Origin of the sequence: Shewanella sp. SM68, from assembly GCF_025653925.1 — a bacterium.
Taxonomy (GTDB): domain Bacteria; phylum Pseudomonadota; class Gammaproteobacteria; order Enterobacterales; family Shewanellaceae; genus Shewanella; species Shewanella oncorhynchi.
The window spans coordinates 98,297-110,768 of record NZ_JAKKRU010000003.1; the positions used below are offsets into that span (position 1 = coordinate 98,297).

The window sequence follows — 12,472 nt, forward strand, 5'->3', positions numbered from 1 at the left end:
TAAATTTATAACGTAAGGAGTGGGATGTTAGATTTTTTATGGAACTTAGGTTCTTTCATCGTTGCACTGGGTCTGTTAATTACTGCCCACGAATACGGCCATTTCTATATCGCGCGACGTTGTGGCGTGAAAGTCGAACGTTTCTCCATTGGTTTTGGTAAGGCTATTTGGCGCCGTGTTGGTAAAGACGGCACTGAATATGTGTTAGCCATGATCCCCCTTGGTGGCTATGTCAAAATGCTCGATGAGCGTGTTGAAGACGTTCCCGATGAATTAAAAGATCAAGCGTTCAATCGTAAAACTGTATGGCAACGTATTGCGATTGTGGCCGCTGGCCCGATTGCGAATTTTATTTTTGCCATCGTTGCCCTGTATTTTATGTATCTGATTGGTGTGCCATCACTTAAGCCTGTGATTACCTCGACGACACCCGGGACTGCTGCTGCGCAAATTCAAATCACAGAGCCAATGCAAATAACGGCCATTTCCGGTCAGGCTGTGCGTAACTGGGAAGAGGTGAATTTAGCTTTAGTCGGCCACATAGGTGATGAAAGTCTGAGTGTATCGCTAACGCCATTGAATGGTTTGCAAGGTTTAGACTCTAGTGCGCGGTCTTATACCTTAGATACGCGTAATTGGCGTTTTGATCCTGAAAAAGAATCCCCGATTACGGCATTAGGGTTAGGGATTTATCGTCCCGAAATCGTTCCCACCATTGCTGCAATTAGTCCTGACAGTGCCGCTGCGAATAGTGAGCTAAAAGTCGGTGACACCTTAGTTGCTATAAATGGTAAAAATTATACCGATTGGCAGGCTTTTGTTGACATTATTCAACATTCTGCCAATGTGCCTGTGAGTTTAACTGTGCGTCGCAATGGCGAACAGTTTAATGTGGCAGTGACACCCTTAAGCAGTAAAAATGCCGATGGCCAAGAGATAGGTATGCTCGGGGTGAGCCCAACCCAAGCACAATGGCCAGACAATATGCGTTTACAACTTGAATATGGACCAATCGATTCTTTCGGTATAGCAGCGGATAAAACATGGCAACTTGTTGCTGTGAGCTTTAAGATGATTGGCAAATTATTTACCGGCGATGTGTCGGTGAAAAACCTGAGTGGACCCATTTCGATCGCACAGGGTGCGGGCAGTAGTGCAAACTATGGCTTGGTCTATTTTCTCGGGTTCCTCGCGCTCATCAGCGTCAATTTAGGCATCATTAACTTGCTGCCTTTACCTGTGCTCGATGGGGGACACCTGCTGTATTACTTTATTGAAGTAATAACTGGTAAACCTGTACCTGAAAAGGTGCAGGAAATAGGATTCAGATTTGGGGCAGCAATACTGCTGATGTTGATGAGCGTTGCGCTTTTCAATGATTTTGCCCGACTCTGAGCAAGGACAGACTAATAATTAGAAGTGCTCTATGAGATTGAATAAACTTTTTGCCTCGATGTTATTCGTCGGTGCGTCGTTTTCAGGGACTGTGTTGGCAGATACTTTCCAACCGTTTGAAGTGACCGACATCCAAGTTGAAGGTTTGCAACGAGTTGCACTCGGTGCTGCCTTGTTAAGCTTACCAGTAAAAGTAGGTGACACTGTTGACCAGTTAAGAATCCAGCAAGCGATTAAAAGCTTGTATGCATCGACTAACTTTGAAAATGTCTCCGTGAGCCGAGATGGCGGTGTATTAGTGGTGAAAGTCACTGAACGTCCAACTATTAGTGCCGTGACATTCGATGGCAACAAAGACATTAAAGACGAACAGTTACAGGAAAGTCTGGACGGTTCTGGCGTTAAAGTCGGTGAGTCGCTCGATCGCACTATGTTGACCGGTATTGAAAAGGGTCTGCAGGATTTCTACTACGGCGTGGGTAAATACGGCGCGAAAGTGGAAGCCCAAGTGATTAACTTACCCCGTAATCGGGTTGAGCTGAAATTTAAGTTTACCGAAGGTTTAGCGGCCGAAATCCGCCAAATTAACGTGGTCGGTAATCATGAGTTCACCGATGCTGAGTTGATTGGCATGCTGGAACTTAAAGATTATGTGGCTTGGTGGGATCTGTTCGGCGAACGCCGTTATCAGAAGCAAAAGCTGCAGGCCGATCTAGAGACCATCAAAACCTATTACCACAATAAAGGTTATATCCGCTTCGAAGTCACTTCGACTCAAGTGGCTATGACGCCTGACCGTAAAGGTTTATATATCACCATCAACGTAGACGAAGGTGAGAAATATAAAGTTAAAGAAGTAAACCTGACGGGTGATTTGATGGGTCGTGAAGAGTTGATGAAATCAATTCTGCCAATCAAAGCGGGTGATATGTACAACGGCGGTGATGTGACTTTCACCGAAGAAATGTACAGCAAGTATTTAGGCCGCTTCGGTTATGCTTACCCTGAAGTCAAAACCTACCCAGAAATTGATGATAAGACTAAAGAAGTCACCTTAAACATCAATGTTAAACCGGGTAAACGTGTTTACGTACGGGCGATTAACTTCACTGGTAACACAGTGACTAAAGATGAAGTGATGCGCCGTGAGCTGCGTCAGATGGAAGGGGCTTGGTTAAACTCAGCGCAAGTTGAGCAATCTAAAGCGCGTCTTAACCGTTTGGGCTTCTTCGAAACCGTTGACACTGAAACCATTCAAGTGCCGGGTACTGATGACTTAGTTGATGTTGCGGTTAAAGTGAAAGAGCAGCCATCGGGCTCATTTAACGCGGGTGTCGGTTATGGTACTGAATCAGGCCTGAGCTTGCAGTTTGGTGTACAACAAAACAACTTCTTAGGTACAGGTAATCAAGCGGGTATTAGCTTGAGCACCAACAAGTACTCTAAAAACGTTAACTTATCCTATACCGATCCGTACTGGACAAAAGACGGTGTGAGTTTAGGCGGGAGCGTTTATTGGAGTGAGTTTGACGCCAATGAAGCTAACTTAGAACGCTATAAAAACAGTTCGTATGGTGTGGCGCTTAACTCGGGTTTCCCGATTAACGAATACAACCGTATCAATGGTGGTATTGGCTATCGTCATAACACGATTTCTGAGATCTCAGCTTATGAGCAGGCGCTGCGTTTCTATAACATCTATCGTGATGACGATCCAAACGCGGACTTAAGTTTCGATAACTTTGAACTCAGTCTGGGCTGGTATCGTAGCACCTTGAACCGTGGCACTTTCCCAACAGATGGCTCGTCCCAGCGTCTGAACGGCAAAATGACTTCGCCAGGGTCTGATTTACAGTATTTTAAGACAGACTTTGACACTAACTACTATTTCCCTGTTAACCGCAGTCAGAGCGTTGTGCTCTTGGCCCGTGGTCGATTAGGTTATGGTAACGGTTATGGTCAATTTAATGATAATGACCAAATTTTACCTTTCTGGGAAAACTATTACTCAGGTGGTAGTAGTTCGCTACGTGGCTTTAAGTCGAACTCTGTAGGTCCACGTTCATTCTATCTCTATCGAGGTAGTGAGCCGTGTGCACCGGATCCATCGGGCGATGGCTGTAGCTTGCCTGGCGATCCTAATAGTATCCAAGTCAGTTCTGGCCGCTCTATCGGTGGTAATGCCCTTGCAACGGCAAGTATGGAGTTGATTGTACCAACCCCATTCCTAGATGAGGCTTACACTAACTCAGTTCGTACTAGCTTCTTCGTCGATGCGGGTAACGTCTGGGATACTGAGTTTGATTACGAGTCATATCAAACACTTCCGGCGGACGAGTTTGCTAAGTTACAAGACTATAGTGATCCAGCTCGCCTGCGCGCCTCTTGGGGCTTGAGTGTTCAATGGTTATCACCTATGGGACCTATGGTGTTCAGCTTGGCGTGGCCGCTTAAAGAATATGAAGGTGACCAAACGGAGATCTTCTCTTTCAATATTGGCAAAACTTTTTAAAAGGCATACACTCGGCAAGTTTTGCTGACAATAACAAGGTAACAAGGAGTTTATTTTGAACAAGATGGTAAATTGCGCGCTGATGACGTTAGTTTTGTTAGGCGCGCCGTTAGTGGCACATGCTGAGAAAATTGCCGTAGTGGATATGGGCGCTGTGTTTGAACAGCTCCCACAACGTGAACAGATCTCCCAATCTCTGAAGAAAGAGTTTGGTGATCGCGTAGCTGATGTCCAAAAAATGCAAGAAGAAATGCGTTCTCTGATGGAGAAGCAGCAACGTGACGGTGCGTTAATGAACGATGCACAAAAAACAGAGCTGGTTCGTAAAATGGAATCGCTAAAATCTGAATATCAGTTAAAAGGCAAAGCATTGGATGAAGACCTACGTCGTCGCCAAGGTGAAGAGCAAAATAAACTGTTAGTTAAAGTGCAAAAAGCCATCAACACTATCGCTGAAAAAGACCAATATGATTTGGTATTACAACGTGGTGCTGTCATTTATGTTAAGCCTAACGCTGACATCAGTGGCAAAGTGGTTGAAGCCTTAAGCAAAGGCAAGTAATAGATGAATAGTGTGACTTTAAAAGAGCTATGCCTGTTATTAGACGGTGATATCCAAGGCGACGAAACGCTAATTATTAATAGTGTGGCGACCTTAGAAAATGCCAAGGCGGGTCAGATCTCTTTTTTAGCCAACAGTAAATACCGCTCTCAGCTTGAGGCAACTCAAGCGAGTGCGGTGTTATTGTCAGCTAAAGATGCGCAGGATTATCAAGGTACTGCGTTAATTGTAAAAGATCCATATGTCGGTTTTGCCCGTGTTGCTCAGTATTTGGACACGACACCCAAAGCGGCGGTGGGCATCCATCCTTCGGCTCAAATTGATCCTTCAGCCCATTTAGGGGAAGGTGTCGCTATTGGCGCGAATGCTGTGATTGGTGCGAACGTCATTTTAGGTGAAAATGTGCAGATTGGTGCCGGTGTTGTGCTGGGACAAGATGTGGTTATTGGCTCAAAAACACGTTTGTGGGCTAATGTCACCGTCTATCACGATGTGCATTTAGGACAGGATTGTATTATCCATTCGGGTGCCGTATTAGGCTCAGATGGTTTTGGTTATGCTAACGAACGTGGTCAGTGGATTAAAATTCCGCAGACAGGTGGCGTGCGTATTGGCGATCGGGTTGAGATTGGTGCTAATTCAACGGTAGATCGTGGGGCATTAGGCCATACAGAGATCCACGACGGTGTGATTATTGATAACCAAGTGCAAATTGCCCATAACGATATAATCGGCGAAAATACTGCTATTGCAGGCAGTACTACTGTTGCTGGCAGTGTCACTATTGGTAAATATTGTATTATTGGTGGTAGCTGTGCCATCGCAGGTCATTTAAGCATAGCCGATGGTGTGCATGTGTCTGGTGCTACCAATATCACCACTAATATGCGTGAGCCCGGTTTATACTCTTCTGCCACCGTGGCAATGGACAATAAACTTTGGCGTAAAAATACAGTTCGTTTCCGTCAGTTAGATGAACTGTTCCAGCGTGTTAAAACGTTGGAAAAAAATTTAAAAACACCAGATTAATTGCCCCAAGGCAATTTGAGGAACTCGGTTCGTGTCTAATCAAATGAACACTATGGATATTAAAGAAATACTTAAATATCTACCCCATAGATATCCATTCCTATTGATCGATCGTGTGCTTGATTACACTCCTGGTGTTAGTCTGCAGGCGATCAAAAACGTTTCAATAAATGAGCCATTTTTTCAGGGACATTTCCCGATACAACCTGTGATGCCAGGTGTGCTTATTTTAGAAGCGATGGCGCAGGCAACTGGCCTGTTAGCCTTTAAAACGATGAGTAGTGATGTACCACCACCAGGTGTGTTGTATTACTTTGCTGGTATCGATAATGCCCGTTTTAGACGTGTGGTTGAGCCAGGAGATCAAATTCATTTTGATGTCAAAATGATTAAAGAGCGCCGCGGGATTGGCGTTTTCTACGGTGAGGCCAAAGTGGATGGTGAAGTGGTTTGTTCCGCTGAAATCATGTGTGCCCGCAGAGAGATTAGTCAGTGATAGATACATTAGCGTTTGTGCATCCCGATGCAAAAATTGGCAATAACGTCACTATTGGCCCTTGGACCTATATCGGTGCGGGCGTCGAAATTGGTGATGATTGTTGGTTGAGTTCCCATGTGGTGGTCAAAGGCCCAACGATTATCGGCAAAGGGAATCGTATTTTTCAATTCGCCTCCGTTGGTGAAGAATGCCAAGACAAAAAGTACGCAGGTGAGCCGACACGACTGATCATTGGCGACAATAACGTCATCCGTGAACACGTGACCATTCACCGCGGTACAGTTCAAGATAACAGTGAAACTCGTATTGGGTCGAATAACCTGTTTATGAACTATGTGCATATCGCCCATGACTGTGTGGTCGGCGACAATGTCATCATGGCGAATAACGCATCTATTGCAGGTCACGTGCACGTCGGTGACTGGGCGATTTTAGGCGGTATGACAGGTGTGCATCAGTTTGTGCATATTGGTGCCCATGCATTTACTGCTGGTTGTTCTTTAGTACTGCAGGATGTGCCTCCTTTTGTGATGGCAGCGGGTCAACCGACAGTGCCTCGCGGCTTAAATAGCGAGGGTATGAAGCGTCGCGGTTTTTCTAAAGAAAGCCAACTGGCGGTGCGTCGTGCTTATAAGACCTTATACCGTAGCAGCTTAACGGTAGAAGAAGCGATTGAAGCATTAGCTGAAGATGCGCAGAACGATGAGCAAGTCAAATTACTGCTTGAGTTTGTAAAGTCATCGAGTCGCGGCATTATTCGCTAACTTGATGACCACATGACAACAAAAGGGCATTTTTATGCCCTTTTGTATTATTGGTTTAAGCCTTTTTTGTGGTAGACGTAGTCGTTAAAAATGCGTTTATTCATCAATGCATTCGACCATAAATGAGCTTAGTCATTAATTGAATCATTAACTTAACATAAGTGTAGGCTTGGAACGATGCATTTTAGGTGCGGTTTACCTCTTCATCCAATGCCATTAATTCATGAGACGTGATTGGTTTATGAGCAATAAAACTCCATTAGTGTTTGCCATGGTTGCCGGAGAACTCTCAGGCGATATTTTAGGTGCAGGTTTAATGGCTGCGCTGCAAAAGACCCATCCCGATGCGCGCTTTGTCGGTATCGGAGGACCCCGCATGGAAGCCCTAGGCTTCAAATCCCTGTTTGCGATGGAAGAACTCGCAGTGATGGGAATCGTTGAAGTGTTATCCCGTCTACCTCGCTTATTAAAAGTGCGGTCATCCTTGATTAGAGAGATCACCGTGCTTAAGCCCGATTGTTTTATTGGTATAGATGCACCGGATTTTAATATAGGCCTCGAGCTTAAACTCAAAGCGTGCGGTATTAAAACCGTTCATTATGTGAGCCCATCCGTGTGGGCATGGCGCCCCAAACGTATATTCAAAATCGCGAAGGCGACCCATATGGTGTTGTCGCTATTGCCATTTGAGAAAGCTTTTTATGACAAGCATCAAGTACCTTGCACCTTTGTAGGTCATACCTTAGCGGATGATATTCCGTTGCGAAGCGATAAAGCGGCGGCGCGTCAGTTACTTGAACTCGATGCCGATGCAGAATATTTAGCGATTCTACCGGGATCCCGTGGTGGCGAGTTAAAGCAACTGGCCGAGCCTTTCGTGAAGGCGGCTTTACTGATTAAACAGAACTTCCCTGATATACGTTTTGTGACGCCGCTGGTCAATCAAAAACGCCGTGAGCAATTTGAGCAAGCGCTGAAGGATTTTGCACCGGATCTCGAAATTCATATGGTCGAAGGTCAGTCGCGCGAAGTCATGGCGGCTGCCGATGGCATTTTATTAGCATCAGGCACCGCGACGTTAGAAGCCATGTTGGTTAAGCGTCCAATGGTGGTGGCTTATCGTGTTAGCCCTATGACCTATTGGATTGCTAAGCGCATGATGCAGGTCGAGCGTTTCTCGTTACCGAATCTATTGGCTGGAAAAGATCTCGTCCCTGAGCTCATTCAAGAAGATTGCACGCCAGAGAAAATAGCTGCGGCGGTCACAGTCGAGTTAAATCGAGATTTTACGCCGCTCAAAGCTGAGTTTGATGCCCTGCACCAAGTGTTACGCCGTGATGCGAGCTTAAAAGCCGCTGAAGCGGTAATGGCACTGGTTGAGCCTAAACCAAGTCATGCTAAATCGCTGGAGGCTAACTAGTGGCAACTTTTAAAAGTTTAACCGACGCCGATTTGCTGGCCTTTTCGACGGGATTAATTGCTGGTGTGGATGAAGTCGGCCGTGGGCCTTTAGTTGGTGATGTGGTGACTGCGGCTGTGATTTTAGATCCAAACAAGCCCATCAGTGGTCTGAATGATTCCAAGAAACTCAGTGAGAAGCGTCGCGAAGCTTTGTTTGATGAGATTTGTGAAAAAGCCCTGTGTTATCACGTGGGCCGCGCAAGTCCTGCTGAAATCGATACGCTTAATATCTTGCATGCCACTATGTTGGCAATGCAGCGCGCGGTTGCAGGGCTTAAGATTGCGCCTGTGTTGGTGTTAGTTGATGGCAATCGCAGTCCGGCATTTGTTGCCCATAATGGCGTCTCGCTTACCAGTCACAGCATCATTAAAGGTGATGGTTTAATTGCCAGTATTAGTGCCGCATCGATTATCGCCAAAGTGACGCGGGATCGTGAGATGGATGTGCTCGATGCTGCTTATCCGCAATACGGTTTTGCTAAGCATAAGGGCTATCCGACTAAGGCGCATTTTGAGGCCATCGCCGAACATGGGGTGTTTGACCAATATCGTAAAAGTTTTAAACCCGTCAAGGCATTACTGGGGCTGTAAGCTGTGCTCCCAAGCTACCTGAAGATACGAGTTTCAGGTTGTTTGGGTATAAGTTCCCGTTATCCAGCAAAGTCACTGGCTCTGGCTGCGTGACTTTGTTAGTCTGCTTTCTAGTTATTGTTAACCTGCTATTCAAAGATAATCCTAATTATGTCCGATCCTCGTTTTGTGCATCTTCGTGTCCACAGTGACTTCTCTATGACCGATGGCGTGGCCAAGGTCAAGCCTATTTTGGCGCAGGTGGAAGCGCAGGGAATGGCCGCGGTCGCATTGACTGACCAAAATAACTTTTGTGGTTTGGTGAAGTTTTACAGTGGTTGCCATGGTGCGGGGATCAAGCCGATTATTGGTGCCGATTTTTGGATGCAAGTGCCTGGATTTGACGGTGAATTATGTGCCTTAACCATCATTGCGATGAACAATGTCGGTTATCAGAATCTGACCCAAATCATCAGCCAAGCCTATTTGCGTGGCCAAGTGGCCGGCCGTGTAGTGATAGACCAAGAGTGGTTACTCACTTATAACGAAGGCATTTTGCTGTTATCGGGCGCCAAAGAAGGCGATCTGGGTAAGGCACTGCTCAAGGGCAATGGCACACAAGTCGAATCTTTATGCGACTTTTATCAGACCCATTTCACTGACCGTTATTTCCTCGAACTTATCCGCACAGGTCGCCCCGATGAAGAGCGTTATCTGCATATGGCGGTGGCCTTAGCGCAGGAGAAGGGCATCCCTGTTGTGGCGACCAATCAGGTGGTGTTTCTTAAACCCGAAGATTTTGATGCCCATGAAATTCGGGTGGCAATTCACGATGGCTTTACCCTTGCCGATCCTCGTCGACCTAAAAAATACAGTGAACAGCAGTATTTGCGTAGCGAAGAGGAAATGTGTGAACTATTCGCCGACATTCCTGCGGCGTTGGCGAACAGTGTCGAAATCGCTAAACGCTGTAATGTCACGATTCGTTTATACGAGTATTTTCTGCCTAATTTCCCGACGGGTGATATGTCCATCGAAGACTTTCTGGTCGATTGTTCGAAGAAGGGTCTTGAAGAGCGGCTTGAGTTTTTGTTCCCCGATCCTGAAGTGCGCGCCGAGAAACGCGGTGAATACGACGAGCGCCTCGATATCGAACTCAAAGTGATCAACCAGATGGGGTTCCCCGGTTACTTCTTGATCGTGATGGAGTTCATCCAATGGGGTAAAGATAACGGTATCCCAGTAGGGCCTGGTCGTGGTTCGGGCGCGGGTTCACTTGTGGCCTATGCGCTCAAAATCACCGACTTAGATCCGCTCGAATTTGACTTACTGTTTGAACGCTTCTTGAACCCTGAGCGTGTTTCCATGCCCGACTTTGACGTCGACTTCTGCATGGATAGACGTGATGAGGTTATTGACCACGTGGCCGAGTTGTACGGCCGCGAAGCGGTATCGCAAATCATCACCTTCGGTACTATGGCGGCAAAAGCGGTTATCCGCGACGTTGGCCGTGTGCTCGGTCATCCCTATGGTTTCGTTGACCGAATTTCTAAACTCATTCCCCCTGAACCTGGCATGACACTGGCGAAAGCCTTTGAAGTCGAGCCAGCGTTGCAAGAATCCTATGATGCCGATGAAGATGTAAAAGATCTGATCGACATGTGCCGTAAGCTCGAGGGCGTAACCCGTAACGCTGGTAAGCACGCCGGTGGAGTGGTTATCGCACCGACAAAAATTACCGATTTTGCGCCGCTCTATTGCGATGCAGAAGGCAAAAACCCAGTAACACAATTCGATAAAAACGACGTTGAAACCGCAGGGCTGGTGAAGTTCGACTTCTTGGGATTAAGAACCCTGACGATTATCGACTGGGCGCTGGAGATGGTGAACAAGGTCGAAGTGAAAAACGGGCGCAAACCAATACGGATTGAGGCGATTTCACTCACGGATCCCGCCTGTTTCCGTTTGCTGCAAAAGTATGAAACTACGGCGGTATTCCAGCTCGAATCCCGTGGTATGAAGGATTTGATTAAGCGTCTGCAGCCCGACTGTTTCGAAGACATGATTGCACTGGTGGCACTATTCCGTCCGGGGCCGTTGCAATCGGGCATGGTAGATAACTTCATCGAACGTAAGCATGGGCGCGAAGAAGTATCGTATCCCGATTCTCAGTACCAGCATGAATCCCTAAAAGAACTGCTATCGCCGACCTACGGCATTATTCTGTATCAAGAGCAAGTGATGCAGATTGCACAGGTGTTATCGGGTTACACCCTTGGCGGCGCCGACATGTTGCGCCGTGCTATGGGTAAGAAAAAGCCCGAAGAGATGGCCAAGCAGCGCAGTATCTTTAAAGAGGGCGCAATCAATAACGGCGTCGACGGCGACTTGTCGATGAAGATCTTCGACTTAGTGGAAAAGTTCGCCGGCTACGGTTTTAACAAATCTCACTCAGCCGCCTATGCGCTTGTGTCTTATCAGACCTTATGGCTAAAAACCCATTATCCTTCGCAGTTTATGGCGGCGGTAATGTCGGCCGATATGGATAACACAGATAAAATTGTGACCTTGGTCGATGAATGCGAGCGTATGGGATTACCGCTCATTCCTCCGGATGTGAACAAAGGCTTGTTCAAATTTACCGTCGATGATGATTTGCGCATTGTTTATGGCATTGGCGCCATTAAAGGCGTGGGTGAAGGTCCAGTTGAATCGATTTTAGAGGCGCGTAAAGATGGCCCCTTCGTGGATTTATTCGATTTCTGTGCCCGTATCGATTTGAAAAAGCTCAATAAGCGCGTGATTGAAAAACTGATCTGCGCGGGCGCACTTGATACTCTTGGGCCGCATCGTGCGTCTATGATGGCAACCTTGCCCGAAGCGATTCGCGCCGCCGATCAACATGCCAAAGCCGAGGCGATTGGCCAACACGATATGTTTGGTTTGCTCAACAGTGAACCCGAAGACAGTAAGCAGCAGTTTGTCGAATGTACCCCATGGCCAGATAAAATTTGGCTCGAAGGCGAGCGCGAAACCCTAGGCTTGTATTTGACCGGTCATCCGATCAATCAATATTTAAAAGAGCTTAAGCATTACACGTCCGGTCGTTTGAAAGATGTGCATCCCACCGAACGCGGTAAAACCGCTAAGGCTGCGGGTTTAGTGGTGGCAACGCGAGTGATGCTGACCAAGCGCGGCTCGAAAATGGGTCTGTTGACGCTCGATGATAAGAGTGCACGTCTCGAAATCATGTTGTTTACCGAAGCCTTTGAAAAGTTTAATCATCTGCTGGAGAAAGACCGCATCCTCATTTGTGAAGGTGAGGTGAGTTACGATGATTTTGCCGGCGGCAACCGTATGACGGCGCGTAACATCATAGATATCAGTGAGGCGCGCAGCCACTTTGCCAAAGCGCTGGAAATTGATATGGATGGCAGCGAGTTAACGCCATCGGCGTTAGACACTTTCGAGCAAGCCCTAAGCCCGTGGCGTAACGGCGCTGTGCCTGTGGTGATCAATTACACTCAAGCTCAAGCCAAAGGTCAGTTTAGGTTAGCCGATGCTTGGCGAGTGAATCCGACCGATGATTTAATGCTCTCGCTCGAATCGCTCCTCGGGCCAAACAAGGTGAGAATTTTATTCTAATGTTGGTGAATGTCTTAGGTGTAAACAGATGAAGT

9 protein-coding genes are annotated in these 12,472 nt (G+C 46.8%); all 9 read left to right on the forward strand.

What is annotated here, in order from left to right; all coding sequences use genetic code 11:
- Positions 1-24 precede the first annotated feature (24 nt).
- On the forward strand, positions 25-1,395 hold the full coding sequence (gene rseP, locus L5M40_RS06030) for a sigma E protease regulator RseP (protein ID WP_028760602.1): 1,371 nt from the start codon (positions 25-27) through the stop codon (positions 1,393-1,395).
- A gap of 31 nt (positions 1,396-1,426) precedes the next feature.
- The gene (gene bamA, locus L5M40_RS06035; RefSeq protein WP_028760601.1) at positions 1,427-3,907 is read left to right on the forward strand and encodes an outer membrane protein assembly factor BamA; all 2,481 of its coding nucleotides are present in this window, start codon (positions 1,427-1,429) and stop codon (positions 3,905-3,907) included.
- Between the two features lie 64 nt (positions 3,908-3,971).
- Entirely contained in the window at positions 3,972-4,469 is a 498-nt protein-coding gene (locus L5M40_RS06040) for an OmpH family outer membrane protein (protein ID WP_028760600.1), read from the forward strand.
- Between the two features lie 3 nt (positions 4,470-4,472).
- Positions 4,473-5,498, forward strand: a complete 1,026-nt coding sequence (gene lpxD, locus L5M40_RS06045) for a UDP-3-O-(3-hydroxymyristoyl)glucosamine N-acyltransferase (RefSeq protein WP_105249717.1) — start codon at positions 4,473-4,475, stop codon at positions 5,496-5,498.
- 31 nt (positions 5,499-5,529) lie between these two features.
- Entirely contained in the window at positions 5,530-5,994 is a 465-nt protein-coding gene (gene fabZ / locus L5M40_RS06050) for a 3-hydroxyacyl-ACP dehydratase FabZ (RefSeq protein WP_006080990.1), read from the forward strand.
- Positions 5,991-6,761, forward strand: a complete 771-nt coding sequence (lpxA, locus tag L5M40_RS06055) for an acyl-ACP--UDP-N-acetylglucosamine O-acyltransferase (RefSeq protein WP_263175351.1) — start codon at positions 5,991-5,993, stop codon at positions 6,759-6,761. The genes fabZ and lpxA overlap by 4 nt, the downstream gene beginning before the upstream one ends.
- Positions 6,762-7,002: 241 nt before the next feature.
- Positions 7,003-8,181, forward strand: a complete 1,179-nt coding sequence (gene lpxB / locus L5M40_RS06060; protein WP_263175350.1) for a lipid-A-disaccharide synthase — start codon at positions 7,003-7,005, stop codon at positions 8,179-8,181.
- Positions 8,181-8,813, forward strand: coding sequence for a ribonuclease HII (gene rnhB / locus L5M40_RS06065; RefSeq protein ID WP_263175349.1), 633 nt, complete (start codon positions 8,181-8,183; stop codon positions 8,811-8,813). Before lpxB ends, rnhB begins: the two co-directional genes overlap by 1 nt.
- Before the next feature lie 150 nt (positions 8,814-8,963).
- Positions 8,964-12,437, forward strand: a complete 3,474-nt coding sequence (gene dnaE / locus L5M40_RS06070; RefSeq protein ID WP_263175348.1) for a DNA polymerase III subunit alpha — start codon at positions 8,964-8,966, stop codon at positions 12,435-12,437.
- Positions 12,438-12,472 lie beyond the last annotated feature (35 nt).

What these genes read in the sequence shown, in the direction of transcription:
- rseP (WP_028760602.1), top strand. Translation starts at nt 25, where the DNA reads ATGTTAGATTTTTTATGGAACTTAGGTTCTTTCATCGTTGCACTGGGT.
- bamA (WP_028760601.1), top strand. Translation starts at nt 1,427, where the DNA reads ATGAGATTGAATAAACTTTTTGCCTCGATGTTATTCGTCGGTGCGTCG.
- L5M40_RS06040 (WP_028760600.1), top strand. Translation starts at nt 3,972, where the DNA reads ATGGTAAATTGCGCGCTGATGACGTTAGTTTTGTTAGGCGCGCCGTTA.
- lpxD (WP_105249717.1), top strand. Translation starts at nt 4,473, where the DNA reads ATGAATAGTGTGACTTTAAAAGAGCTATGCCTGTTATTAGACGGTGAT.
- lpxB (WP_263175350.1), top strand. Translation starts at nt 7,003, where the DNA reads ATGAGCAATAAAACTCCATTAGTGTTTGCCATGGTTGCCGGAGAACTC.
- dnaE (WP_263175348.1), top strand. Translation starts at nt 8,964, where the DNA reads ATGTCCGATCCTCGTTTTGTGCATCTTCGTGTCCACAGTGACTTCTCT.